This window comes from Croceibacterium sp. TMG7-5b_MA50 (genome assembly GCF_039830145.1).
Lineage (GTDB): Bacteria > Pseudomonadota > Alphaproteobacteria > Sphingomonadales > Sphingomonadaceae > Croceibacterium.
The window spans coordinates 105,694-131,393 of the sequence record NZ_CP156082.1 but is presented as its reverse complement, the minus strand read 5'-3'; the positions used below and the strand labels follow the sequence as shown (position 1 = coordinate 131,393).

At 68.3% G+C, this 25,700-nt stretch carries 28 protein-coding genes, 1 tRNA gene and 1 pseudogene; 27 read left to right on the top strand and 3 right to left on the bottom strand.

Annotated features, from left to right (window positions below; translation table 11 throughout):
* Positions 1–7: 7 nt before the first annotated feature.
* On the bottom strand, positions 8–1,747 hold the full coding sequence (ctaD, locus tag V5740_RS00690) for a cytochrome c oxidase subunit I (RefSeq protein WP_347303172.1): 1,740 nt from the start codon (positions 1,745–1,747) through the stop codon (positions 8–10).
* A gap of 55 nt (positions 1,748–1,802) precedes the next feature.
* Positions 1,803–2,939 carry a cytochrome c oxidase subunit II gene (gene coxB, locus V5740_RS00685; protein ID WP_347303171.1) on the bottom strand — a complete coding sequence of 379 codons (1,137 nt, stop codon included), beginning with the start codon at positions 2,937–2,939 and terminating at the stop codon, positions 1,803–1,805.
* 192 nt (positions 2,940–3,131) lie between these two features.
* Between coxB and pyrE the strand changes: the two genes are divergently transcribed.
* From pyrE to V5740_RS00625, 12 genes and pseudogenes are all read left to right on the top strand, one after another.
* Entirely contained in the window at positions 3,132–3,710 is a 579-nt protein-coding gene (gene pyrE / locus V5740_RS00680) for an orotate phosphoribosyltransferase (RefSeq protein WP_347304411.1), read from the top strand.
* Positions 3,710–4,450: a pyridoxine 5'-phosphate synthase gene (locus tag V5740_RS00675; protein WP_347303170.1), complete on the top strand. Its 741-nt coding sequence runs from the start codon at positions 3,710–3,712 to the stop codon at positions 4,448–4,450. Before pyrE ends, V5740_RS00675 begins: the two co-directional genes overlap by 1 nt.
* Positions 4,451–4,607: 157 nt before the next feature.
* A pseudogene (acpS, locus tag V5740_RS00670) lies at positions 4,608–4,997 on the top strand (holo-ACP synthase); the annotation flags it as partial.
* A 27-nt stretch (positions 4,998–5,024) separates the two neighbouring features.
* Positions 5,025–5,897 carry a signal peptidase I gene (gene lepB / locus V5740_RS00665; RefSeq protein WP_347304410.1) on the top strand — a complete coding sequence of 291 codons (873 nt, stop codon included), beginning with the start codon at positions 5,025–5,027 and terminating at the stop codon, positions 5,895–5,897.
* Positions 5,898–5,937: 40 nt separating this feature from the next.
* A complete protein-coding gene (locus V5740_RS00660; RefSeq protein ID WP_347303169.1) occupies positions 5,938–7,038 on the top strand; it encodes an AI-2E family transporter in 1,101 nt (366 codons plus the stop codon).
* The gene (locus V5740_RS00655; protein ID WP_347303168.1) at positions 7,028–8,140 is read left to right on the top strand and encodes a DUF3089 domain-containing protein; all 1,113 of its coding nucleotides are present in this window, start codon (positions 7,028–7,030) and stop codon (positions 8,138–8,140) included. Before V5740_RS00660 ends, V5740_RS00655 begins: the two co-directional genes overlap by 11 nt.
* Positions 8,125–8,607, top strand: a complete 483-nt coding sequence (gene ruvX / locus V5740_RS00650) for a Holliday junction resolvase RuvX (protein WP_347303167.1) — start codon at positions 8,125–8,127, stop codon at positions 8,605–8,607. Before V5740_RS00655 ends, ruvX begins: the two co-directional genes overlap by 16 nt.
* Positions 8,608–8,634: 27 nt before the next feature.
* Entirely contained in the window at positions 8,635–9,954 is a 1,320-nt protein-coding gene (locus tag V5740_RS00645; protein WP_347303166.1) for a replication-associated recombination protein A, read from the top strand.
* Positions 9,954–10,835 (top strand): hypothetical protein, encoded by an 882-nt coding sequence (locus V5740_RS00640; protein ID WP_347303165.1) that lies wholly within the window; start codon positions 9,954–9,956, stop codon positions 10,833–10,835. The genes V5740_RS00645 and V5740_RS00640 overlap by 1 nt, the downstream gene beginning before the upstream one ends.
* A 29-nt stretch (positions 10,836–10,864) precedes the next feature.
* Positions 10,865–10,940: transfer RNA gene (locus tag V5740_RS00635), tRNA-Thr, on the top strand.
* A gap of 246 nt (positions 10,941–11,186) precedes the next feature.
* The gene (locus tag V5740_RS00630; RefSeq protein ID WP_347303164.1) at positions 11,187–11,837 is read left to right on the top strand and encodes a PAS domain-containing protein; all 651 of its coding nucleotides are present in this window, start codon (positions 11,187–11,189) and stop codon (positions 11,835–11,837) included.
* A gap of 152 nt (positions 11,838–11,989) precedes the next feature.
* On the top strand, positions 11,990–12,118 hold the full coding sequence (locus V5740_RS00625; protein WP_347303163.1) for a hypothetical protein: 129 nt from the start codon (positions 11,990–11,992) through the stop codon (positions 12,116–12,118).
* 7 nt (positions 12,119–12,125) lie between these two features.
* Here V5740_RS00625 and queF read toward each other — a convergent pair whose 3' ends face one another.
* On the bottom strand, positions 12,126–12,575 hold the full coding sequence (gene queF / locus V5740_RS00620) for a preQ(1) synthase (protein ID WP_347303162.1): 450 nt from the start codon (positions 12,573–12,575) through the stop codon (positions 12,126–12,128).
* 824 nt (positions 12,576–13,399) lie between these two features.
* Between queF and V5740_RS00615 the strand changes: the two genes are divergently transcribed.
* The 15 genes from V5740_RS00615 (at position 13,400) to V5740_RS00545 (ending at position 25,670) form a co-directional block, all read left to right on the top strand.
* A complete protein-coding gene (locus V5740_RS00615) occupies positions 13,400–13,879 on the top strand; it encodes a hypothetical protein (protein ID WP_347303161.1) in 480 nt (159 codons plus the stop codon).
* Between the two features lie 41 nt (positions 13,880–13,920).
* Positions 13,921–14,760, top strand: a complete 840-nt coding sequence (locus V5740_RS00610) for a sulfurtransferase (protein ID WP_347303160.1) — start codon at positions 13,921–13,923, stop codon at positions 14,758–14,760.
* Positions 14,757–15,962 (top strand): cystathionine beta-lyase, encoded by a 1,206-nt coding sequence (gene metC, locus V5740_RS00605; protein ID WP_347303159.1) that lies wholly within the window; start codon positions 14,757–14,759, stop codon positions 15,960–15,962. Before V5740_RS00610 ends, metC begins: the two co-directional genes overlap by 4 nt.
* 56 nt (positions 15,963–16,018) lie before the next feature.
* A complete protein-coding gene (locus tag V5740_RS00600) occupies positions 16,019–17,038 on the top strand; it encodes a mechanosensitive ion channel domain-containing protein (protein WP_347304409.1) in 1,020 nt (339 codons plus the stop codon).
* 62 nt (positions 17,039–17,100) lie between these two features.
* Positions 17,101–17,856, top strand: a complete 756-nt coding sequence (gene cobA / locus V5740_RS00595; RefSeq protein WP_347303158.1) for a uroporphyrinogen-III C-methyltransferase — start codon at positions 17,101–17,103, stop codon at positions 17,854–17,856.
* Positions 17,853–18,152, top strand: coding sequence for a DUF2849 domain-containing protein (locus V5740_RS00590; protein WP_347303157.1), 300 nt, complete (start codon positions 17,853–17,855; stop codon positions 18,150–18,152). Before cobA ends, V5740_RS00590 begins: the two co-directional genes overlap by 4 nt.
* Positions 18,152–19,789, top strand: a complete 1,638-nt coding sequence (locus tag V5740_RS00585; protein ID WP_347303156.1) for a nitrite/sulfite reductase — start codon at positions 18,152–18,154, stop codon at positions 19,787–19,789. The genes V5740_RS00590 and V5740_RS00585 overlap by 1 nt, the downstream gene beginning before the upstream one ends.
* Positions 19,779–20,183: a RidA family protein gene (locus V5740_RS00580; protein WP_347303155.1), complete on the top strand. Its 405-nt coding sequence runs from the start codon at positions 19,779–19,781 to the stop codon at positions 20,181–20,183. The genes V5740_RS00585 and V5740_RS00580 overlap by 11 nt, the downstream gene beginning before the upstream one ends.
* A gap of 70 nt (positions 20,184–20,253) precedes the next feature.
* Positions 20,254–20,661, top strand: a complete 408-nt coding sequence (locus V5740_RS00575) for a DUF934 domain-containing protein (protein ID WP_347304408.1) — start codon at positions 20,254–20,256, stop codon at positions 20,659–20,661.
* On the top strand, positions 20,654–21,448 hold the full coding sequence (locus V5740_RS00570; protein WP_347303154.1) for a phosphoadenylyl-sulfate reductase: 795 nt from the start codon (positions 20,654–20,656) through the stop codon (positions 21,446–21,448). The genes V5740_RS00575 and V5740_RS00570 overlap by 8 nt, the downstream gene beginning before the upstream one ends.
* Before the next feature lie 334 nt (positions 21,449–21,782).
* Positions 21,783–21,989: a 30S ribosomal protein S21 gene (gene rpsU, locus V5740_RS00565; RefSeq protein WP_347303153.1), complete on the top strand. Its 207-nt coding sequence runs from the start codon at positions 21,783–21,785 to the stop codon at positions 21,987–21,989.
* Positions 21,990–22,115: 126 nt separating this feature from the next.
* Entirely contained in the window at positions 22,116–22,694 is a 579-nt protein-coding gene (locus V5740_RS00560; protein ID WP_347303152.1) for an FKBP-type peptidyl-prolyl cis-trans isomerase, read from the top strand.
* Positions 22,695–22,706: 12 nt separating this feature from the next.
* Positions 22,707–23,009 (top strand): Asp-tRNA(Asn)/Glu-tRNA(Gln) amidotransferase subunit GatC, encoded by a 303-nt coding sequence (gatC, locus tag V5740_RS00555; RefSeq protein ID WP_347303151.1) that lies wholly within the window; start codon positions 22,707–22,709, stop codon positions 23,007–23,009.
* A gap of 7 nt (positions 23,010–23,016) precedes the next feature.
* Positions 23,017–24,516, top strand: a complete 1,500-nt coding sequence (gatA, locus tag V5740_RS00550; protein WP_347303150.1) for an Asp-tRNA(Asn)/Glu-tRNA(Gln) amidotransferase subunit GatA — start codon at positions 23,017–23,019, stop codon at positions 24,514–24,516.
* A complete protein-coding gene (locus V5740_RS00545) occupies positions 24,510–25,670 on the top strand; it encodes an acyltransferase (protein ID WP_347303149.1) in 1,161 nt (386 codons plus the stop codon). Before gatA ends, V5740_RS00545 begins: the two co-directional genes overlap by 7 nt.
* Positions 25,671–25,700 lie beyond the last annotated feature (30 nt).

Here is a 25,700-nt window from a genome sequence, read left to right as displayed (position 1 = left end):
ATCCGCCTCAGTGCGCCGGCGCGGAGCCGGGCGCACCGATGTGGTTGTGGTAGTCGTGGTGGCTCTCGATCACCGGCAAGGTTTCGTACTGGTGGAACGGCGGCGGGCTGGACAGCGTCCATTCCAGCGTGGTCGCCCCCTCGCCCCAGTAATTGCCTTCCGCCTTGCGCCCGGCGACCAGCGCCCAGGCGATGTTGATGAAGAACACCAGCATCGATGCCGCCATGATGTGGTAGCCGGTGGACGCGATCTCGTTCCAGTAGGCGAAAGCCGGCGTGTAGTCGGGGTAGCGGCGCGGCATCCCGTTCATGCCCAGGAAGTGCATGGGGAAGAAGATCACGTTCACGCCCACGAAGAAGCCCCAGAAGTGGATGTGGGCCAGCAGTTCCGAATGCCAGCGGCCGCTCATCTTCGGGAACCAGTAGTAGAAGGCGGCGAACATGGAGAACACCGCGCCCATCGACAGCACGTAGTGGAAGTGCGCGACGACGTAGTAGGTGTCGTGCAGATTGTCGTCCACGCCGCCATTGGCCAGCACCACGCCGGTGACGCCGCCGACGGTGAACAGGAAGATGAAGCCCAGCGCCCACACCATGGGCGACTTGAACTCCAGGCTGCCGCCCCACATCGTCGCGATCCAGCTGAAGATCTTCACGCCGGTCGGCACCGCGATCAGCATGGTGGCGGCGGTGAAGTACATCTTCGTGTTCACGTCGAGGCCGGTCGTATACATGTGGTGCGCCCACACGATGAACCCGACCACGCCGATCGCCACCATGGCGTAGGCCATGCCGAGATAGCCGAACACCGGCTTGCGGCTGAAGGTCGCGACGATCTGGCTGATCATGCCGAAGCCCGGCAGGATCATGATGTACACTTCCGGATGACCGAAGAACCAGAACAGGTGCTGGTACAGCACCGGGTCGCCGCCGCCTGCCTGATCGAAGAAGGTGGTGCCGAAATTGCGGTCGGTGATCAGCATGGTGATCGCCGCGGCCAGCACCGGCAGCGCCAGCAGCAGCAGGAACGCGGTGACGAGCACGGACCACACAAACAGAGGCATCTTGTGCAGCGTCATGCCCGGTGCGCGCATGTTGAAGATGGTGGTGATGAAGTTGATCGCGCCCATGATCGAGCCTGCGCCAGCCAAGTGCAGAGAGAAGATCGCGAAATCGACTGCGGGGCCGACGCTGCCGCTGGTCGACAGCGGAGCATAGACCGTCCAGCCGGTGCCCGCGCCAAGACCGGTGCCGCCGGGCACGAAGGCGCTGAACATCAGCGAGCAGAAGCCCGCCACGGTCAGCCAGAAGCTGATATTGTTCATGCGCGGGAACGCCATGTCGGGCGCGCCGATCATTAGTGGCACGAACCAGTTGCCGAAGCCGCCGATCATGGCCGGCATGACCATGAAGAACACCATGATGAGGCCGTGCGCGCTGATCAGCACGTTCCACATATGGCCGTTCTTGTCGAAGTCGGCCGGGCCGCCGCCCAGGAACTCGACCCACCAGCCAAGGTACTGGATGCCCGGTTCCGCCAGTTCCATGCGCATGATGCCCGACACCGCGCCGCCGATGATCCCGGCGCAGATGGCGAAGATCAGGTACAGCGTGCCGATGTCCTTGTGGTTCGTGGACATGAACCAGCGCTGGAAGAACGGCGGCTTGTGATCGGCGTCATGGTGATGCGCGTGATCGTCGTGATGCGCCTGGAAGGCGCTGCCAGAGGCGGGGGCGGTGGTGGCCATGGTCAGCAGGTCCTGCCAGCGTGTTCAGCAAATGGGGTGGCGGCGGCGCGGGTCATCACGCGGCCTCGGGCACCGGAGTGCCGGGTGCGGTCTCTTCCGTCGGCGGGGCGCCGGCGCCAGGCGCGCCTTCCACGCCGCTTTCGGGTTCCTGCGGGGGCGACAATACAGGGGTGGCGGCACCCTCACTCGTTCCGTTGCTCAACGTACCGCCCTTGGACAGCAGCCACGCCTCGAACTGGGGACGGGGCACCGCCTCCACCGCGATCGGCATGTAGCCATGACGCGCGCCGCATAGCTCGGAGCACTGGCCGTAATAGATGCCGGGCTCGTCGATGGTCAGCACCCGTTCGTTCAGGCGGCCGGGCACCGCGTCGATCTTGAACCACAGGCTGGGCACGGCGAAGGAATGGATGACGTCCGCGCCGTTGGTCTGGATGCGGATGGGCTCGCCCACCGGCACCACCATGCGGTTGTCCACCGCCAGCTGCGCAGGCTCGCCACGGGCGATCGCCTCGCCTTCGTCCATCATGTTACTGATGACCTCGAACCCGCCATTGTCCGGGTAGGAATAACCCCAATACCACTGATAACCGGTGACCTTCACCGTCAGCGCATCTTCCGGCGGGCTGCGGTACTGGCGCGACAGCAGGGTGATGGACGGGACGGCAATGCCGACCAGGATCAGCACCGGCACCAGCGTCCAGATCACCTCGATCAGGGTGTTGTGGCTAGTACGGCTGGGCACCGCATTGGCGCGCCGGTTGAAGCGGGCGACCACCCACAGCAGCAGGACCAGCACTACCAAGCTGATTGCGGTGATCAGCGGCATCAGAATCGCATCGTGCATCCACAGCGCGTAATGCCCAGTGGGCGAGTACTGCTGCTGGAAGGTCATGGCGCCGGGTGTCGGCTGCCCCTTGATCCATTCGGGCCCGAGCGGCGTGTAACCGCCGCCCGCCTGTTCCCCCGCGGTCGCATCGGTGGTGGACGCATCCGCCGCGGCGGCGGGGGGCACGGCGTCATTGGCGACATTGGGGGACTGCGTATCCTCCACACTCGTCACCGCGGCGCCAGGCTCAGTCGCCGGGACGGCAGCCAAGGCCGGAACGGCCCCGCCGCCCAGTGCCAGCGCTGCCACCAGCGGCCAAAGGCGATCGTGCCGCCGCAATCCGAAAATGCCCAGATCCATCATCCCGCCGGTCTGTAATAACGCCAACTAATCGTTGCAAACTGGCAGCAATCCGCAGCGAAGGCAACGGCCCTGTGCACTGTGCCGCCGACGGGTGCTGCGCCCGCTTGCCCCCTGTGCCAAGCGCTTCTACGGGTGGCGCTTCACGCCTTCGCATACCTGCGGGCGCGGCTGATGGGGGACAGGTTGCCGACCATGACCGATGACGAGGTGCTTGCCGAATTCCGCGCCAGCCACGCCTTGCTGGAGGGGCACTTCCGCCTGTCGAGTGGCCGTCACAGCGCCTGGTACCTGCAATGCGCCCGCGTGCTGATGAACGCGGACCGTGCCGGCCGGCTGGCCCGGGCACTGGTGCAGAAGCTGCCGCGCGACCTGCGGGCGCGGATCGACGTGGTCGTCTCCCCCGCAATGGGCGGGCTCATCATCGGGCACGAGGTCGGCCGCACGCTGGAACGTGACGCGATCTTCCTGGAGCGGCCGGAAGGCACATTCGAACTGCGCCGCGGCTTCACCATCGACCCGGGGGCGCGGGTGCTGATGGTGGAGGATGTGGTCACCACCGGCCTCAGCAGCCGGGAGGCGATGAAGGCGGTCGTTGCCGCAGGCGGCGAGGTCCTGGCGGAGGTCGCGCTGGTCGACCGGTCGGGCGGCACCGTGGACCTGGGCGTGCCGTTCTACCCGTTGGTGGAGATCAACTTCCCGACCTACGCCCCCGAAGAGCTGCCGCCCGAACTGGCGGCCAAGCCCGTCACCAAGCCGGGCAGCCGCGCCTGATGGCACCGGGCGGCGCCGGGCGGCTGCGGCTGGGGGTCAACATCGACCACGTCGCCACCATCCGCAACGCCCGTGGCGGCGCCCACCCCGATCCGGTCCGCGCGGCGGAAATCGTCGCCCGCGTGGGCGGCGACGGCATCACCGCGCATCTGCGGGAAGATCGCCGCCATATCCGCGACGACGACCTGCGTCGCATCCAGGATGCGACCGACCTGCCGCTGAACCTGGAGATGGCCGCGACGGAGGAGATGGTCGCCATCGCCCTCGCCCATCGGCCCCATGCCGCCTGCCTGGTGCCGGAACGGCGGGAGGAGCGCACGACGGAAGGTGGCCTCGATGCCGCCGGGCAGCACAACCGGCTGGCGCCGATCGTCGGCCGGCTGCTGGATGCCGGTATCCGCGTCAGCCTGTTCATCGCGCCGGAGGAACGCCAGCTGGAAGCCGCCATGCGGCTTTCCGCACCGGTGGTGGAGTTCCATACCGGCGAATATGCCCACGCCGGCCCCGACACCCTGCCCGCCGAGCTGCGGCGGGTGGCGGACATGGCCGCGCTTGCCGCCAAGAACGGTATCGAGCCGCATGCGGGCCACGGCCTGACCTACGACAATGTCCAGCCGATCGCCGCCATCCCGCAGCTCGCCGAGCTGAACATTGGCCACTACCTTGTCGGCGAGGCGGTGTTCGTGGGGCTGGAGCAGGCCGTCAGGCAGATGCGCGAGCTGATGGACGATGCGCGATGACCGCACCGGCGCGCGAAAGTTTACACAAAGTTGACACCTCCCTCAGCCAGCGGCGGGGTCGAATCATCTGCGGCGGTGCAACCGGTCATCTCCCATGCAAGGCCATGCGGCGGGCCTGTAGGAAAGCACTTTCCGGCATGGCGGCGGGCGGGCGCGCGTGATCATCGGCCTTGGTTCCGACCTGTGCAATATCGAGCGCATCCAGGCCGCGCTCGACCGGCATGGCGATCGGTTCGAGCAGCGCTGCTTCACCGATGTGGAACGCGCCAAGGCCGCCCGGCGCCCCTACACCCGCGCCGGCACCTACGCGAAGCGGTTCGCGGCCAAGGAGGCCTTCAGCAAGGCGGTGGGCACCGGCTTCTATCGCGGCGTGTGGATGAAGGACATCGGCGTCGTGAACCTGCCCGGCGGCGCGCCCACTCTGGCCCTGACCGGCGGTGCCGCCGCGCGGCTGGCGGAACTGACGCCGACCGGCCACGTCGTGCATGTTCATCTCACCCTCACCGACGATCATCCATGGGCGCAAGCCTTCGTGATCCTGGAAGCCCGCATGAGCTCCGCCCCGACTGACAGCATGGTCCCGCCTGTCACCGACCCGCCCGCCCAGACTGCGAAGGCGCGCATCAACTGGCTGGCGGAACTGCGCGGACTTGCGCTGATGCTGCTGGCGGTGCTGGCGTTCCACAGCCTGGTGGCGAAGCCGTTCTACATCCCGTCCATCTCCATGCTGCCCAACCTGCAGGTCGGCGACCGGCTGATCGTCAGCAAGTATCCTTATGGCTGGAGCTGGGTGTCGGCGAGCTTTCACCTGCTGCCGCGCTCCGCCACCCGGATCATGCCGGCGACGCCGCAATATGGCGACATCGTGATCGTCGTCCCGCCCGGCAGCAACGAGGATTACATCAAGCGGGTCGTCGCCCTGCCCGGCGACCGGATCGCGGTGGCCGACGGGCGGATCATCCTGAACGGGGAGGTGGTGCCGCAGGAGATGGTCCCGCCCGCGCGCATCCCGGTGGCCGATGCGCAGCTATGCGAGGGGACGCCGTGCCTCGCCCCGTTCGAGCGGTATCGCCAGACGCTGTCCGACGGACGGCAGGTATATGAGCCGCCGACCTACCGCGAGACGCTGCCCAACGGGGCCAGTTACCTGGTGCTCGACGACAATCCCGACGGCTGGCTGGACAACCGGCCGGAGATCACGGTGCCAGCGGATCATGTGTTCCTGATGGGCGACAATCGCGATCATTCGGCGGACAGCCGTGCCGATGCCGCGCCGTTCGGCAACGGGCTGGGCGGACCGGTGCCGATCGCCGATGTCGGTGGTCGGGCGGAGATCGTGACCTTCTCCCTCGACGGCAGCGAAAGCTGGAACCCGCTGACATGGCCGGCCGCCCTGCGCGATGGGCGGGCGCTCGCCTCCCTCAGGCCGGAACGCGACGCGCCGTGACGGCGTGGGAACGATGGGGTCACCTGCGCGTCGCGCTGCCGTGACCGACAACATCGACACCGGGCCCGACAGCGATCCTGATCAGCGCCCCAGCCCGGCCCGCATCCTGAACCCGGCCATCCGGCTGGAGGTGCAACGGGCGATCGCCTGGGTCGTGGTGGTCGGGCTGGCGGTGCTGTTCGTCTATATTTCCCAATCGATCCTGGTGATATTCGGTGGGCTGGTCTTCGCCGCACTGATCGATGGCGGGGCGCGCCTGCTGGGCCGGGTGCTGCCGGTCGGCCGTACCCTGCGCATCCTGATCGTCCTGCTGCTGTCGATCGCGTTCTTCACCTGGCTGTTCTACTTCACCGGATCGCAGATCTCGCAGGAGGCGGCGCAGCTACCGACGCTGGTGCAGCAGCAGGGTATCCGCACCCTGGCCTGGTTGCAGAACCGGGGAGTCGCCATCGACCTGTCGACTGTGCAGAACATGGCCGGCCAGCTGATGAACGGGGTGAGCCTCGTCACCCGCTACATAGGCGGGTTCGTGGGCGGGCTCACCACCCTGTTCCTGATCCTGATCATCGGCCTGTATGTCGCGCTGGAGCCGCGCCTGTACGAACGCGGGCTGGGCTGGATGCTGCCGGCGGAGCAGCGCGGCGACTTCCACGTCACCATGGTACGCATGGCCACCACCATGCGCCGGCTGCTGGCCGGGCGGCTGATCGGCATGGTGTTCGAAGGAGTGCTGACCTACGCGCTGCTCGCCTTCTGGGGCGTGCCGATGGCGGCGTTGCTGGGCATCCTGACGGGTCTGCTGGCGTTCCTGCCCAATGTCGGCGCAATCGTGTCCGGCCTGCTGATGGTGCTGGTCGGCTTTTCCGGCGGGGTCGACATGGGGCTGTACACCATCGCGGTCTACGTCGTCGTGCAGGTGTTCGACGGCTATGTCGTGGTGCCGGTGATCGCCCGCAAGACGGTCGACCTCGCGCCCGCGCTGGTGCTGGCGGCGCAGCTGGTGATGGGAATCCTGTTCGGCATCCTGGGCCTGTTTCTGGCCGATCCGCTGATGGCGATGATCAAGGTCGCGCTGGAACGCCGCAGCGAACGGTTGCAGGCGCGCATGGCGGGCACGACGGAGTTGCCGGGTGGCGCGTAAGTTCCTGTATGTCATGGCCGGGATCATCGTGCTGGGGGCCGGCGTGCTGTTCGCCCTGCGGATCTGGGGCAGCGATCTGGCGCGGGTCGCCTTCATCCCCACCGACGGCTTCCAGGCGCAGGCACCGCTCGCCCGGACAGCCTACACCGATCCCACCATGTGGCTGGCGCGCCCCGGCATCCGGCGCGACACGGACCCGGCACGGTGGCTGCCCGCCGGGGTTCCGCAGGAAGAGGACCTGCCCTTCGCCGTGTTCTTCGTCCACCCGACCAGCTTCCTGGAACGGACGAGCTGGAACGCAGCCCTGGATGACGCACAGAGCCAGACCCGCGCGCGGACCTTCGTGCGCGGCCTTGCCAGTCCCTTCAACCGCGCGGCGGAACTGTGGGCCCCCAAGTACCGGCAGGCGACCTTCGGCGCGTTCCTGACCGATGCGCCCGATGGACAGCGCGCGATCGACGCCGCATATGCCGACGTGGCGCAGGCCTTCGCCGTGTTCCTGGCAGAGGCCGACCCGAACCGGCCGATCGTGCTGGCGGGCCACAGCCAGGGCGCGCTGCACCTGCTGCGCCTGCTGCGGGAAGAGGTGGCGGGCACACCGGCCGCCGATCGCATCGCGGCGGTCTACGCGATCGGCTGGCCGATCTCCGTCGCGCATGACCTGCCGGCGCTGCCGCTGCCAGCCTGCGCTGGGCCGGGCGATGCCGGCTGCATCGTCAGCTGGTCGAGCTTCGCCGAGCCGGCTGACCCTGGCGACCTGCTGCGCACCTATGCCGCCAGCCCCGGCTATGACGGGGAGCCGCGCGGCGACAGCCCGATCTTGTGCAGCAACCCGCTCACCGGGCAGGTCGGCGGCGAGGCGCCGGCGACCGCCAATCTGGGCACGCTGGTGCCGGAGGAGTCGCTGGCCGATGGCGCGCTGGTGGCGGGCGCAGTCCCCGCGCGGTGCGATGCCAGCGGCATCCTGCTGATCGGCGATCCGCCGGAGCTTGGCCCATACGTGCTGCCGGGCAACAATTACCACGTCTACGACATACCGCTGTTCTGGCGGAACCTCAGGGAGGACGTGGTGCGCCGCGTGAGTGCATGGCAGACACGCTGATCACCGAAGAGGCGCGCGCCTTCGCCGATGCGCTGCCGCAGGGCGGCGTGCTGCTGGGGCTGGACCTCGGCACCAAGACGATCGGGACCGCATTCTGCGATGCCGGATGGACCTACGCCACCGCGGCAACCACGCTGCCGCGCGGCAAGTTCAGCCGCGACCTGGCCGTGCTTGGCGACCTCGTCACCCGGCGCCAGGTCGCGGGATTGGTGCTTGGCCTGCCGCTCAACATGGATGGCAGCGCCGGGCCGCGGGTGCAGGCGACTCGCGCCTTCGCCCGCAATTGCGCAGGTCTGGAGCGGCCCATCCTGCTGTGGGACGAACGCTGGTCCACCCAGAGCGCCGAACGGGCAATGATCGCGCAGGACATGAGCCGGGCCAAGCGGGCGGACCGGATCGATTCGCATGCGGCCGCGATCATCCTGCAGGCGGCGATCGACCGGCTGGCGGGCGGCTGGCTGGATTAGCGCCTGCGACCTATATCACCGGGCGTGATGCCTGACCTGTTCGCCCCCGATCCCGACCCGAACCCCGTTCCCGACGAGCCCGCCGCCGATGCCCCGCTGGCGGACCGGCTGCGGCCGCGGACGCTGGCCGAGATCATCGGGCAGGAGCATCTGACCGGGCCCGAGGGGCCGATCGGCCGCATGGTCGCCGCCGGGCGCCTGTCCAGCATGGTGCTGTGGGGGCCGCCGGGCACGGGCAAGACCAGTATCGCCCGCCTGCTCGCCGATGCGACCGGGATGCGGTACCATGCGGTGAGCGCGGTCTTCTCCGGCGTGGCAGACCTGAAGAAGGCGTTCGCGGAGGCGGATCGCGCACGGGCGGCGGGGCAGCGCACGCTGCTGTTCGTGGATGAGATCCACCGTTTCAATCGCGCGCAGCAGGACGGCTTCCTGCCCTTCGTCGAAGGGGGCACGGTGACGTTGGTCGGCGCCACGACGGAGAACCCGAGCTTCGAATTGAACGCCGCGCTGCTGAGCCGCGCGCAGGTGCTGATCCTGCATCGCCTCGGCGCCGATGCGCTCGGCCGGCTGCTGGACCGGGCGGAGGCGCTGGAAGGGCCGTTGCCGGTGACGGAGGATGCGCGCGCCGCGCTGGTCGCCAGCGCGGATGGCGACGGTCGCTTCCTGCTGAACCAGGCGGAGACGCTGTATGCCGCGCGGCTGACCGAACCGCTGGACCCCGCGGCGCTGGGTGCGTTCCTGCAGCGGCGTGTGGCGGTGTATGACAAGGACCGGGACGGGCATTACAACCTCATCTCCGCCCTGCATAAGTCGCTGCGCGGGTCGGACCCGCAGGCGGCGTTGTACTACCTCGCCCGGATGCTCACCGCGGGGGAGGAGCCGCTGTATGTGCTGCGCCGGATCACCCGCTTCGCCAGCGAGGACATCGGCCTCGCCGATCCGCAGGCCTTGCAGCAATGCATCGCCGCGAAGGAGGCGTACCAGTTTCTCGGGTCTCCCGAGGGCGAGCTGGCGATCGTGCAAGCGTGCCTGTATTGCGCGACCGCCCCCAAGTCGAACGCCGCCTATGCCGCGATGAAGGCGGCGTGGAAGGCCGCGCGGGAGACCGGCAGCCTGCAGCCGCCCGCCACCATCCTGAACGCGCCCACCAAGCTGATGAAGCAGATCGGCTACGGCAAGGACTACGCCTACGACCATGATGTCGAGGGCGGCTTCTCCGGCGCGGATTACTGGCCGGACGACCTGCCGGCGCAGGACTTCTACCGCCCGGTGGAACGCGGGTTCGAGCGGCAGGTGAAGGAGCGCATGGCGTGGTGGAGCCGACGGCGTGACGAATTGCGCGGCTGATGAGCCGTTTCCGCCACTTCGCCGCGATCGACTGGTCGGGCGCTGCCGGGGAACGGCAGGGCGGCATCGCGGTCGCGCTGGCGGGAGCGGATGGTGCCCCCGCATTGCTCCGTCCCGGTCACAGATGGTCGCGGATCGAGGTGCTCGACTGGCTGGTGGCCGACCTGCCGCCCGCGACGCTGGTCGGCCTTGATCTCGGCATATCGCTGCCGTTCGCGGATTGCGGCGCCTTCTTTCCCGGCTGGCGTGACAGTCCGCCGGATGCCCGTGCGCTGTGGACGCTGGTGGAGGCGATCTGCGCCAATGAGCCGCATCTCGGCGTCGGCAGCTTCGTCGACCATCCGGAGGCGAGCCGGCATTTCCGCCGGGTCGGCGGGCGTGAGGGTGACCTGTTCCATCTGCCCGGCACCGGGCATCGCCGCGGCCGGTTGCGAGTGACGGAAGGCGCGCAGGCCGATCGTCTCGGCTGTCGCCCGACATCCAACTTCAATCTGGTCGGCGCGGCGCAGGTCGGCAAGGCGAGTCTTGCGGGCATGCGCCTGCTGCACCGGCTGCCCCCGTCGCTGCCGGTCTGGCCGGTTGATCCGCTGCCGACGGCAGGATCGGTGGTGGTGGAGATCTACACCGCCATTCCGGCGCTGGCGGCCGGGCGTACCACCGGCCGGTCCAAGATGCGTGACATGGCGGCGCTGAACGCAGCGCTTCTAGAGTTCGACAGCCCGCCGATACCAGCCACCGGGCCGGTGACGGACCATGCGGCGGACGCGCTGCTCGCCGCGGCATGGCTACGGCAGGCGGCGGACGATCCCGCATTGTGGCATCCGCCCGCGATGAGCCCGCATCTTGCCGCAACCGAAGGCTGGACCTTCGGCGTGCCCTGACGCATTAGGCGATCCGCACACTCGTGCAGGCCGGCTTAGCTCAGTTGGTAGAGCACCTGATTTGTAATCAGGGGGCCACGGGTTCGAATCCTGTAGCCGGCACCACTTCTGCGGCGCTGTCGCGCTGCTTGAGCGCGCAAGTGCTTGGGTCGGGTTGCACTCGCACCGGCGCACCATCCCTTTGCCCTTCATGTCCGGTCAAGGACCATCGAACCGGAAGGAGCCTGGCCGGCTTGCCATGGCTCGACGGGCGGCTAAGCATTTGCCGAGCATGATGCTTGTGCAAAGTCGTAAGTTTGCTCATAATGATAACGCTTAACACCACGAGGAAGTCATGACGGACGCCGTGCCGTGCTGATCGGGCATTCGCTGGCGGACCAGTATGGCAACCTCCTGTCCGTCGATTCGCAGGTTTGCGAGATCATGCATCGGGAGGTCCATGAACTCGTCGGGGTAAGTTTCGCGGCGCTGACCCACCCGGACGATTGCACCCGCAACGTTATCGCCGTCGCCAGCCTGCGGGCCGAGGATGGTGCATCCACCATCCGCAAGCGCTACGTCAGGCCAGATGGATCGTTCGTCTGGGCGAACGTCCAGGTCTCTCGCCTGCAGGGCGGGGAGGCGGGCAAGCTGATCGGGACCATCCAGCTCATCGATTGCGGATCGCTGCGCCGTGGCCCGGAGGGTCTGTGGCGGGCGGCGCGGCTGGAAGACGGGCTGCTGCAGCGCAGGCGGCTGCAACTGGGCGAGGATCTGTTTTCCGATTTCGCCTGGCTGATCCTGCTGCAGGTCTACCTGGCCGAAGCCGAGGGGCGCGTCGCCACGGTGGCGACGATCAGCGACACCGCCGTCATCGCGCCTAGCGCAGTCAGGCATTGGCTTGAGCTGCTGGAGCAAAGGCAATTGGTGGAGCGGGTGACGGCGCGTGATCCGTTCCTGCAGCTCAGCCCCAGTGGATGGGGGAAGATCGAATACCTGCTCGACAGCGGATTCGACATGTGACGCCGCGCCGGGATTGATGACGCCATCAGCCGGCGTCGGTCGCCTGTATTGTTGCCCGTTTACCGCACAGGCGGGGTGCGGATGTGTCTGCCGGGGAACGCAGCTACAAGGCCGGCGTTGGCAGGGCACTGAAACCCTTCGGGAGATCTATTATGACCCTGCGTGCAGCAACCCTCGCCACCCTGGCCGTCCTCACCATGGCAACCGCAGCCTGCAACACCGTGTCCGGCGCGGGCGAGGACCTGCAGTCCGCCAGCCGTGAAGTCGAACGGGAAATCTGACCCGCCGCTACCCCCGGCCGCGATATGGGGCGACGCCCTGATCGGGCAGCCACAACGCGGCCGGGGGCGCATCGCTCTGCCAGAAGACATCGATCGGAATGCCGCCACGCGGGTACCAGTATCCGCCGATCCGCAGCCATTGCGGGCGCATCTCGTCGAACAGGCGGCGGCCGATGCCGACGGTCACATCCTCGTGAAAGCCGCAATGATTGCGGAACGAGCCGAGGAACAGCTTGAGACTCTTTGATTCGACGATCGTCTCACCCGGCAGATAGTCGATCACCAGATGCGCGAAATCCGGCTGCCCTGTTACGGGGCACAGGCTGGTGAATTCCGGCGCGGCGAAGCGCACGCAGAACATCTCCCCCACCCGCGGATTGGGCACGTAGTCGAGCCGCGCTTCTTCAGGAGACGCGGGCAGAGGCGTTGACTGCCCCAGGAACATCGGTTCGGTCATGACGGGGCCCTGCCCCGCGCCGCCGCCGCTGACAAGAGGCGGCGCCGTTGGTTCACAAGGCGTTCAGCCACATGCGCCATGCGGCAGGAATGGACAGGGGTATGAAGAAGGTATCAGCGGGCAGCCTGACGGCATGGCTGTTGCTGGGGGCAAGCGCCGTAGCGCAAACCGCGCCGCAGGATTTCCGTCTGCCGCCATCGCGCCCGTCCCCCACACCGACCGGCCCAGAACAGGAAGGGCCGGTCGCGCCCGATCTGCCCGGCACGCGCCCGTCCGCCTCCCCATCCGCAAGCCCCCCGGTAACGACGCCGAGCGCTGCGCCGCCGCTGGTCGTGCCGCCAGCCGCCGCGCCGACGCCGTCGGCGACACCCAGACCGACACCGGCACCTACGGCTGCAAGCAGGCCAACACCGAGGACGCCGACGCCGCAGGCGCAGCCGGACAGTGCTGCCCCATCGACCGTGGCGCCAGTGGGTCCGATGCCCGCGCCTCCGCAATCCGCGACACCGGTTCCCGTATCACCTGCGCAGACGCCCGCGCCTCTGCAGCAGGCGACCGCGACGCCCCCGCCGCAGGACGGAAACGGGAGCGGCATTACCGCGCTCGGCTGGATAGCGCTGGCGGCGGCAATTGCCGGGGGCGCGTTGCTGCTGGTGCTACGCCGCAGGAAGCGCCGCGGCGACGAGGCCCCGCCTGCCCCAGCGCCCCGTCCGATACCTGTGCCGACAGCCGCCCCACCGCGGCCAACGCCTGTGCCGGCGCCTGTGCCGGTGCCTGCCCCATCACCTGCACCGCCACTGCCTGCGCCGCCCACCCCCGCCGCTTTGCCGCCGCTCACCGGCCTGGACCTGGAGATCGTGCCGGAGCGGCTCAGCCTGTCGCTGATGAATGCGGCGCTCGCCTGCCGCTTGACGCTGGTGAACGAAGGGGCGGAGCCGTTGCGCGACTTTACGGTCACGGCCGACCTCACCGGCGCGCATGGCGCGCTGTCGACGGCAGAGCAACTGGGTGGCCCTGCCGCCGGCGCGCGCGAGATCGTGCGCCTGCCGCTGCTCGGCCCCGGTGAACAGCACGCGATCACCGCGGACCTGCGCCTGCCGCTGGCGGAGGCGCCGGCGATCCGCCAGGGACAGGCGGCGTTGTTCGTGCCGCTGCTGCGGCTGGCCTTCGCGGCGGAGGGTCATGGCCGCCGGACCGCCACCGTGCTGGTGGGCCCGCCAGGACAGAACGGTCAGGTACAGCCCGTGCGGCTGGACGGCGGGCCGCGCGTGGTGGCGCCGCTCGCCGCGCGGGCGCTGCCCTGAACCGGTTTACCGCGTCGCCGCCATTGGGTACGCAGCCCGGCATGGACCAACTCGTTTCCACCGGCTGGCTGGCCGAGAATGCGGGCACGCACGGGCTGGTGGTGCTGGACGCCTCCGCCCACCTGCCCGCCGCCAACCGCGACCCTGTCGCCGAATTTGCCGCCGGGCATATTCCGGGCGCGCGCTTCCTCGATTTGCCGACGCTGACCGATCGCGCCAGCCCGGTGCCCGCGGCCCTGCCCGGCGCCGACCAGTTCGCCCGTCGCCTAGCCAATCTTGGCATCAGCGCCAGCACCCGCGTGGTGCTGTACGACGACAGCGATATCAGGACCGCCGCGCGCGCATGGTTCATGTTCCGCCAGCATGGCTTCGCCGACGTGGCGATCCTGGATGGCGGCCTGCCGAAGTGGCGCGCGGAAGGCCGGCCATTGGAAGCTGGCGCGCCTTCCCCGCAGGGTGCGGGCGATTGGCGGCCATCGGACGGCGACATGATTGTGCGCAGCAAGCGGGACATGCTGGCCAACCTGGATACGGGCGGCGAACAGGTGCTCGACGCGCGCAGCCGCGCCCGCTTCATGGCGGAGGAGCCGGAAGCCAATCCCGACCTTGCGGGCGGGCACATCCCCGGATCGCGCAACCTGCCCTACAAGGCGCTGTTCGCGGCCGACGGCACGTACCTGCCGCCGGCCGACTTGCGCGCCTTGTTCGAGGAGGCGGGTATCGACTGGTCGCGCCCGGTGGTCACGACCTGCGGCAGCGGGGTGACGGCGGCGGCACTGCTGTTCGCCATGCGGCTGGCGGGCAAGACCGACACCGCGCTGTATGACGGCAGCTGGAGCGAGTGGGGCGCGGACCCGGCCACGCCGAAGGCTGCGGGATGAGCGACCCCGTCGACGATGCGCGCCTCGGCACCCGGCTGGTGCAGGCCGGGCGGCGGGCGGAATGGACGGGGCCGGTGGTCAACGTGCCGGTCTGGCGCTCCTCCACGCATCTCTATGCCGATTGCGCCGACCTTGCGCGGGGGCGTCCCAACGCGGACGGCCACTTCTATTACGGTCGGCGCGGCAGCCCGACGCACTGGGCGCTGTGCGATGCGCTGAGCGGGCTCGAGCCGGGCGCCGCCGGCACCCTGCTCTACCCCAGCGGGCTGGCCGCCATCAGTGGGGCGCTCCTGGGCCTGCTGAATGCGGGCGACGTGCTGTTGATGAGCGACAACGCGTATGAGCCAAGCCGCACGCTGGCAGACAAGCTGCTGCGGCCGCTCGGCATCGAGACGCGCTGGTTCGATCCGCTGGACCTCGCCGCTTACGAGGCGGCGTTCTGCCCGCGTACGAAGGTGGTGCTGCTGGAAAGCCCCGGCAGCCTGACGATGGAAGTGTGCGACGTGCCCGCACTTGCCGCCATCGCCCGGGCGCATGGCGCCTGGAGCGTGCTGGACAATACCTGGGCCGGCCCGACCGGTTTTGCCGCGCTGGCGCATGGCGTGGATGCGAGCGTCCTGGCGCTAACCAAGCATGTCGGTGGCCATTCCGACCTCATGCTCGGCTCCGTTACCGCGTCCGCCACGGTGCATGATCGGCTGCGCGAACGCGCGCAGATCCTGGGTCAGGTGGTGAGCCCGGACGACGCGGCTCTGGCGCTTCGGGGGCTGCGGACGATGGGGCTGCGGCTGGATCGGACCACCGCCAGCGCGCTTGCCATCGCCGAATGGCTGGCTGGGCGCAGCGAGGTGGCGCAGGTGCTCTGCCCGATGTTGCCGGGGGCTACCGGCCATGATCTGTGGCGCCGCGATTTCACCGGCGGCTGCGGGCTGTTCTCCTTCGTGCTGCGTGGCCGTGACGTGGCCGCGCGTACCCGGCTGATCGATGCCTTGCGCCTGTTCGGCATCGGCTTCTCCTGGGGCGGCTACGAAAGCCTCGCCATTCCGCTCGATCCGCAACGTATCCGCACGGCCAGCGCCTGGCCGAAGCCCGGCTGGGACGCGGCGGACCGGCTTGGCGTGCGGCTCGCGATCGGGCTGGAGGACCCGGCGGACCTGATCGCGGATCTCGCCCAGGCCTTCGCGGTGATGGACCGGGCGTGAGCTCAACCGCCACCGACGCCCCGGTGGACGTGGCGCCGCCCGTCATCAACGTGCCGGTGACGCAACCCTCGCCGCTCCCGACCATCTCCGACGCCCCTGAGGACCTCGTGGGGGCAGAGGCGCTACGCGACGCGGTGACGACGCGCAGCGACACCGTTGGTGAGGTCATCGCCCGGTTGGACGCATTCGGCTTCACCGTCGGCGATACGCGCTTCTCGCTGTGGACCTTCCTGGTGGTGGTGCTGGTGATCGTAGGCGTGTTCGTCGCCGCGCGCCTGGGCAACAAGTTCGGCCACCGCCTGCTGCGCAAGGTAACGCGCCTCACCCCCTTGCAGGAGGTGCTGGGCGAGAAGATCGTCACCATCGTCGTATGGACCACTGCCGTCCTGATGGGCGTCGACCTGCTCGGCATCGATCTCACCGCCTTGGCCGTGTTCTCGGGCGCGTTCGGCCTCGCCATCGGCTTCGGCCTGCAGAAGACCTTCGGCAACCTGATTGCCGGCATCATCCTGCTGATGGACCGGTCGATCAAGCCGGGCGACGTGATCGCCGTCACCGACATGGCCGGCAACGAGACCTTCGGCCAGATCCGCAAGATCGGCGTGCGCGCCGTCTCCATCATCACGCGGGACGAAAAGGAGTACCTGATTCCCAACGAGAACCTGATGATCAATCAGGTGGAGAACTGGTCCTATTCCAGCCGCCGCGTGCGCGTGCAGATCCCCGTCGGCATCAGCTACAACAGCGACATCGTGAAAGCGGAGGAGCTGATGCTGGCGGCGGCGAAGGGGGCCAAGCGCGTGCTGACCACGCCGCCGCCGACGGTGTGGCTGTCCGACTATGGCGAAAGCTGGCTGCTGTTCACCATCCACTGCTGGATCGTCGATCCGGAGGAGGGCGTCGGCAACGTGAAGTCGGACGTGTTGAAGCGGCTGTGGCTGACCTTCCGCGAAAACGGGATCGAAGTGCCCTTCCCGCAGCGCGACCTGAATCTGCGTGACAGCGAGCAGTTCCAGCGCTTGATCGCCGCGCTTGAGAGTCGCGGGGCGGCGCCGGACGAGCGCGGAGAAAGCTGACCTAGCCCCTGCCCTATCGTTTCTCGCTGGAATGATGTCGCCGCCATGCGCATCTGGGCGCCATGGCAATTGGCACAGTCTTTCTGGTGGGCGCGGGCCCCGGTGATCCGGACCTGCTGACGCTGCGCGCCGCGCGGCTGATCGGGCAGGCGGCGGTGATCGTGCATGACGGGCTGGTGGAGCCGGCGGTGCTCGCCCTCGCTCGCCCGGATGCGCTGCTGGTGGATGTGGCGAAGCGGCGCGCGCACCACACGCTGCCGCAAGACCAGATCAGCGCCCTGCTGGTGCGGCATGCGCTCGTCGGGCAGGACGTGGTGCGGCTGAAGGGCGGCGATCCGTTCATCTTCGGCCGGGGGGGCGAGGAGGCGGAAGCTTGCCGCGCTGCCGGCGTTCCCGTGCAGGTGGTGCCCGGCATCTCCAGCGCGCTGGGTGCCGCCGCCGCCGCGCAGATCCCGCTGACCCACCGCGACCACGCCAGCATCGTCAGCTTTGTCGCCGGCCAGTGCAAGGGGCTGGCGGAACAGGACTGGGCTGGCCTTGCCGGTGCGGGCCGCACGCTGGTGATCTTCATGGGCGTGAAGACCGCGCCCCACATCGCCGACAAGCTGATGGCCGACGGCCTTGCTCCCGATACCGCCGTGGCGGTGATCGAGAACGGCGCCCGTCCGACCATGCGCGTGCTGCGCGGCCTGCTGGCGGGTCTGCCCGATCTGGTTGAGCAGCAGGGGGTAGTCAGTCCCGCGCTGATCGTTATCGGGGCGGTGACGCGCGCGGACGATGCCGCGCTGGTGACCACCGCCCTTGGAGCAGCAGCATGAAGATCCTGACCGGCAACGACCTGAAGAGCGGCGCCGTCACCTGGTGGGACGGCACCGGCTGGTCGCTTCACGTGGAGGATGCCTGCGACGTGGGCGACCAGGCGCCGGTGATTGCCGCGCGCGAGGAGGCGGAAGGCCGTGTCAACGTGCCCTACGCGATCGAGGCCACACGGGATGAGGATGGCCGCATGCGCCCCGCCCACATCAAGGACCGCATCCGCGCGCTCGGCCCCACCGTGCGCACCGACCTGACTTTGCGACCGGCCGATCCCGCCGCCGGCACCTGGGTGATCTGATGTACCAGTATGACCGTTACGACCAGCAGATGGTCGATGCCCGCGTGGCCGAGTTCCGCGACCAGGTGCGCCGCCGGCTGGATGGCCAGTTGACGGAGGACCAGTTCAAGCCGCTCAGGCTGATGAACGGGTTGTACCTGCAATTGCACGCCTACATGCTGCGCGTGGCGGTGCCCTATGGCACGCTCAATTCCACGCAGATGCACATGCTGGGCACGATCGCGGACAAGTACGATCGCGGGTACGGCCACTTCACTACCCGGCAGAACATCCAGTACAACTGGATCAAGCTGGAGGACACGCCCGACATCCTGGCCGATCTCGCCACGGTGGAGATGCATGCCATCCAGACCAGCGGCAATTGCATCCGCAACATCAGCGCCGACCATTTCGCCGGCGCCGCGGCGGACGAGGTGGCGGACCCGCGCCCCTATGCGGAGCTGATGCGCCAGTGGTCGAGCTTCCACCCGGAATTCACCTACCTGCCGCGCAAGTTCAAGATCGCGGTGATCGCCAGCGAGACCGATCGCGCGGCGATGCGGCTGCACGACATCGGCATCCGCATCCACCGCAATGACGCGGGCGAGCTGGGCGCGGCCTTCTATGTAGGCGGGGGCATGGGCCGCACGCCGATGATTTCGCATCTGGTGCGTGAGTTCGTGCCGCTCGACCGGCTGATCACCTATGCGGAGGCGTGCCTCAGGGTCTACAACCGCTACGGTCGCCGCGACAACAAGTACAAGGCGCGGATCAAGATCCTGCTGCACGAAATGGGTGCGGAGGAATATGCGAAGCAGGTCGACGTCGAATACCAGCACCTGCTGGACAGCGGGGTCGAGCCGCCTTTCGCGGAGCTTGAGCGCATCCGCACCTTCTTCGCCGATCCGGCCTTCGTCACCGGCCTGAACGATGACATCGACCTGTCGGACCAGCTGTTCGCGCAATGGGTGCGGCAGAACACGCACCGGCACCGCGTGCCCGGCTACACCTCCGCCACGATCAGCCTGAAGCCGGTCGGCGGCATTCCGGGCGACGCGACGGCGGCGCAGATCCACCTGATGGCGGACCTGGCGAAGGAGTTCTCCTTCGACGAGTGCCGCGTGACCCATGCGCAGAACATCGTCCTGCCGCATGTCGAGCGCCGCCGCCTGTTCGAGCTGTGGCAGCAACTGGTCGCGGCGGACCTGGCGACGCCCAACCTCGACGGGATCGGCGACATCATCGCCTGCCCCGGCCTCGATTATTGCAGCCTCGCCAATGCGCGCGCGATCCCCGTGGCGCAGAAGATCAGCCAGCGCTTCGCCGACAGCGGCAAGGGCGACAAACTGGGCGAGCTGAAGCTGAAGATCAGCGGCTGCATCAATGCCTGCGGCCACCACCATGCCGGCCACATCGGCATTCTGGGCGTCGATCGTAAGGGGCGCGAGAACTACCAGTTGCTGCTGGGGGGCAGCGAGGCGGCGGACGTATCGCTCGGCAAGATCACCGGTCCCGGTTTTGACGAGGATGGCGTGGTCGACGCGGTGGAGAAGGCGACCGACGTCTATCTCGCCCGGCGGGAGGAGGGGGAGCGCTTCCTCGACACCTATCGCCGCATCGGCATGGAACCGTTCAAGGAGGCGCTGTATGGCGCGTGACACCGTCTATCCTGCCAACCCGCACGCTTTGTACGACGAGCACGGCTACAGCCCGGCGGTGCGCGCAGGCGGCTTGCTGTTCGTCTCCGGCCAGGTTGGCGCACGCGCCGATGGTACGCCGGAGCCGGAACTGGCGGACGAGGTACGTCTTGCTTTCGCAAACCTGGGTGACGTGCTGGAGGCAGCCGGTCGCACCTTCGACGATGTGGTCGATATGACGCTGTTCGCGCTCGATCCCGAAGGCGCCTTCCCCACCATCCTGCCGGTGCTGCGGGAATACTTCCCAGGCAAGCCCTATCCCGCGCTGACCTTCCCGGGGGTGCACTGGCTGGCGGGCTTCCGGTTCGAGATCAAGGCGGTTGCCAAGCTGCCGCAGGAGGCTGCCCATGGTTGAGCCGATCAGCGCGACCGACAGCGAATTTGCCGGTCTGGACGATGTGCAGTTCCGCTTCCGCGATGACGAGATGGTCGATCACCCGGCGGTGACGGTCGATGCCTTCGTCGGGCAGACCAATGCCAGCGCCGTCCGCATAGAGCCGGGCGACGATGCCCGCGACCTGCTGCCGCACCTCGATCGCATCCAGTTGGTGGAGGTGAACTTCCCCGTCTACGGCGACGGACGCGGCTATTCGGCGGCGCGTATCCTACGCGAGGCGGGCTATGCCGGGGAACTGCGCGCGGTGGGCGACGTGCTGATCGACCAGCTCAGCCATATGCGCCGCTGCGGCTTCGACAGCTTCGCACCCGCCCGGCCGCTGAACGTGGCGGATGCGGAGCGTGCCTTCGCCACTTGGCCGGACGTGTACCAGGCCGCGGCCGACGCGCGCCAGCCGATCTGGGCGCTGCGGCATGGGGGTGGCACCGATGGCTAGCCGCGCCCGCGACATCATCGACACCGCGCCGGCGTGGACGCAAGCCGACGCTGAGGCGCTGAACGCCCGTTTTGCCGGCGTCGACGCACAGACGATGCTGGCGGAGCTGTTTGCCGAGGGATCGCTGGGCCGCGTCGCCGTGGTCTCCTCCTTCGGCACGGAAAGCGCCGTGCTGCTGGACCTAGTGGCAAAGGCGGACCCGACCGTGCCGGTGATCTTCGTCGACACGCAGAAGATGTTCAAGGAAACGCTCGATTATCGCGACACGCTGATCGGGCGGTTGGGCTTCACCGACAGCCGGGTCGTGCGGCCCGATCCCGCCGTGCTCGCCACCAAGGATGAGGCGGGGCTGCGCTGGGGCTGGGACCCCGATGGGTGCTGCGCCATCCGCAAGGTGGAACCGCTCGCCCGCGCGAAGCAGGGGCTCGATGCGTGGATCTCTGGCCGCAAGGCGTTCCAGTCCTCTACCCGCCAGAACCTGCCCCGGTTCGAGATCGAGGATGGCCGGCTGAAGATCAATCCGTTGGGCGACTGGACCAAGGCCGACCTCGACGCCTGGTTCACGACCAATGACCTGCCGCGTCATCCGCTGGAAGGCCAAGGCTACCTGTCCGTGGGGTGCGAACCGTGCACCAGCCCGGTTGCGGAGGGGGAGGACCCCCGAGCCGGACGGTGGCGCGGCTGGAACAAGACAGAATGCGGCATCCATTCGTCCAACAATCCCGCCGCCAGCGGGTTGGAAGACAAGGATGACGAACTGCCACCGGGGTACGAACCCGCATTCTGACGTGCGCAGGGTTGGTGTGTTGCGCCCGACGCAACACACCATGCGATTTATGCGCTATATCGAATCGCGATCCACAGCCATACGGGACAGGCCTTTCAGGCATCCTCTCCCAAACTTTCCAAGGCCCGGTCGGTGACGATCGGGTCTTTTTTTGCCCGGAGCCATGGGGGCTGGTCATCGGCACGGCACGGCGGCTTGCCTGTTGTGGCGATCTGCGATAAGCGCCCGGCACATTTTGCGCCGGAACTGCGTGCAGATTCGGCTCCTTCATCATTTTTGGCTCCCCGCCGCAGCCTGGCAGGGGAGGTCAGACGAAAGAGGTGGCGTTACTTTTATGCAGATCATCGTCCGCGAGAACAATGTGGAGCAGGCCCTGCGCGCGCTCAAGAAGAAGCTGCAGCGTGAAGGCGTGTATCGCGAGATGAAGCTGCGCCGCCATTACGAGAAGCCGAGCGAGAAGCGCGCCCGCGAGAAGGCGGCCGCTGTCCGCCGCGCCCGCAAGATGGAGCGCAAGCGGGCGGAGCGTGACGGCGTCAAGTAAGCCGTCGCACATGCTGGCGGCCGGCGGGGGCACCACCTCGCCGCTTGCAGGTCGCCACATTCCGGGCCAAGGGGGCGCGCAAGGGATCACCTTCGCGCCCCTTCGCTTTTCAGGACCTGCCATCCGATGACCGAGATCACCCGCGTACCGTTGCAGCCCATCGCCAAGGGCTCCCTTGCGAAGCTGTGGATCGGCGTCGTGCTGGTTATCCTGCTGGCGGCCGGCGTTGCCTGGGCCGCGGCGCCGCAGGGCGTGTCCGTGACGCAGATCGCCGCCGGCACCGGTGGCACACCGGCGACGGGGGACGTCGTGTTCGTCGATTATGTCGGCAAGCTGGCCGACGGGACCGAGTTCGACCGGTCGCAGCCCTCCCCCTTCCCGCCCGGCATGCTGCCCGCCGGCACGCCCATGCTGCTGGAGGATGGCCAGCTGATCCCCGGCTTCCTGCAGGGCCTGCAGCAGATGCAGAAGGGTGGACGTTACCGGCTCGAGATCCCGGCCGCGCTCGCCTATGGCGAGACGCCGCCGCCGGGCGCGCCGATCCCGCCGAACAGCGATCTGGTGTTCGAAGTGACGCTGAACGACTTCATGAGCCGGGCGGAGGTCGAAGGCCGCATCCAGGCGCTGCAGCAGCAGATGATGATGCAGGGGCAGATGCCCGGCGGCCCGCCGGCTGCTCCCTCCGCCCCGCCCGCCGGCCAGTAAGCAGGCGCGCGCATGTCCGTCGACAAGGCAACCGTCGCCAAGATCGCCTCGCTCGCGCGCATCCGCATGGACGATGCCGCGCTGGACAGGATGGTGCCCGAACTGAACGGCATCCTCTCCTTCGTGGAGCAGCTGGGCCAGGTGGATGTCACCGGCGTGGAGCCGATGACCGCCGTGATCCCGCAATCGCTGCGCCTGCGGGACGATGTGGTGGACGCCGATCCGCTGACCGGCGGCGGCGTGCGCGACGCAGTGCTGGCCAATGCCCCGGCGGCGGAGCACGGCTTCTTCGGCGTGCCCAAGGTTATCGAATAGGTCTATCATGAGTGAACTGACCCAGCCCCCCGAACTCACTCAGTTGGGCGTGCAGGCGATCCGCGATGGGGTCGCCGCCGGCACCTTCACCGCGCGCGAAGTCGCCGAGGCGTGCAACGAAGCGGTGGCGGGTGCCGCCACCCTCAACGCCTTCATCGTCACCACGCCGGATCATGCGCTGGCCGCCGCTGACAAGGTGGATGCGGACCGCGCCGCCGGTCGTCCGCTGGGCCTGATGGCAGGCGTGCCGATCGGCATGAAGGACCTGTTCGCCACGCGTGGCGTGCAGACGACCGCCGCCAGCCACATGCTGGAAGGCTTCACGCCGCAGTACGAATCCACCGTCAGCCAGCGCCTGTGGGATGCGGGCGCGGGGATGCTGGGCAAGCTCAACCTTGACCAGTTCGCGATGGGCTCCTCTAACGAGACGAGCCATTTCGGCAATGTCATCAGCCCGTGGAAGAAGGCCGGCAGCAATGCCGCGCTCACTCCGGGCGGCTCGTCCGGCGGCAGCAGCGCCGCCGTGGCCGCGCGCCTCGCTCCGGCCGCGACCGGCACCGACACCGGCGGCTCCATCCGCCAGCCGGCTGCGCTGACCGGTATCTGCGGCATCAAGCCAACCTATGGCCGGTGCAGTCGCTGGGGTGTGGTCGCCTTCGCCTCCTCGCTCGACCAGGCCGGCTCCATGGCGCGCAGCGTCGGCGATTGCGCACTGATGTTGCAGGCGATGGCGGGCTTCGACCCCAAGGATTCCACCAGCCTCGACCTGCCGGTGCCGGACTGGAGCGGGGCGCTGGATGCGAACCTTGCCGGCAAGCGCGTCGGCATTCCGCGCGAATACCGGATGGAGGGTACAGACGCCGCCATCCTCAGCGCATGGGATGATGGCATCGCCTGGCTGAAGGATGCTGGGGCGGAGGTCGTCGACATCAGCCTGCCGCACACCCAGTATGCGCTGCCCGCCTATTACATCGTCGCCCCGGCGGAGGCATCCAGCAACCTCGCCCGCTACGATGGCGTGCGCTACGGGCTGCGTGACCTGCCATCCGGCGCCAACCTGCAGGACATGTACGCCGCCACCCGCGCGGCTGGCTTTGGTGACGAGGTCAAGCGCCGCATCCTGATCGGCACCTACGTGCTCAGCGCCGGCTATTACGACGCCTATTACACGCAGGCGATGAAGGTGCGCGCGCTGGTCGCCCGTGACTTCGCAGAGGCGTGGAACAGCTGCGACGTGATCCTGGCGCCGACCGCGCCCAACGCGGCCTTTGCACTGGGCGAGAAGCTGGCCGACCCGCTGGCGATGTACCTGAACGACGTGTTCTCCGTCCCCGCCAGCCTGGCCGGCCTGCCCGCTATGAGCGTGCCGGCAGGTCTGGATGGTGACGGGCTGCCGCTCGGCCTGCAGTTGATCGGACGCCCGCTGGACGAACAGGGCGTGCTCAACGCCGCCCTCGCCATCGAACAGCGCGCCGGCTTCACCGCCCAGCCGGAGCGGTGGTGGTAACCAGCCGCGCGGCGCTCGCCCGTCTGCCGGATGGCGGGCGGTTCGTCGCTCTTGATTCGTTGCGCGGTGTCGCGGCCGTGGCCGTCATGCTGTTCCACATGGGGCCGTTCGGCTGGATCGCGGGTCTGCCATTCTTGCGCAATGGCTGGCTGATGGTCGATTTCTTCTTCGTGCTGTCAGGCTTCGTCATCGCCGCCAGCTATGGCGAGCGGCTGGCGCAAGGGTTCAGCCGGCGGCAGTTCATGGCGTTACGCCTGGGCCGGGTGGTGCCGCTGCATCTGGCCGCGGTGCTGGTGGCCAGTGCATTCCAGTGGTTCTACGTCGTCGGAACCCTGGGGCGGCCGGGCGATCCGTGGCTGTTCATGCGTGGGCTGCTGCTGCTCGACGGGTTCGACACGGGTGCCAACAACCCTTATGCGCCGGTCAGCTGGTCGATCTCGGTCGAGATCGTCCTGTATGCCATCGCCGCCATGCTGTTCGGGACCGGGCGACGCGGCCTTGCGATAGCCGTTCTGCTGATGAGCGCGACCATTGCGCTGTTGGTGCTGGGCATCAATTATCCGCCGGTGGGTCGGCTGCTGCAGCGTGGCATCCTCGGCTTCTCCCTGGGGGTCGGCTGCCACTGGCTGCATCGCCACTGGCACCCGCATCTCCACCCTGCCCTGTTGACGGCGCTGGAGGCTGCATGCCTGGCCGCACTGGTCTGGCTGCTGGCGGCGATGCCGCTGGGCGGTCTGACGCTGCTGCTCACCTCCGCGCTGTTCGCGTTGATCGTGCTGGTCTTCGCGCGCGACAAGGGCTGGATCAGCCGCCTGTTGCAACTGCGCCCGATGATCGCGCTCGGTACGCTGTCCTATTCCATCTACATGCTCCACATGCTGCTGATTGCCCCGGTGACGCGCGCCGGACCGGCGGTGCTGACTGCGCTGGGCCGCCCCGACCTCGTGGCCGCGCGACCCACGCCGGGCGGCATCGGCACGCTGGCGCTGAGCAATGGGGCGGAGACGCTGGTGTCGCTGGCACTGATCGCGCTCACCATCGCCCTGTCGGCCGTCAGCTTCCGCTGGCTCGAGGAGCCCGCCCGCCGTTGGTCGCGCGATCATGCGCGCCGCTGGGGCGCGGGCGCGGCGGAGCGGGAGGCGCTGACCATCTGAGGCCGCTTTCCAAGCCGCGCGGGTGGCGGT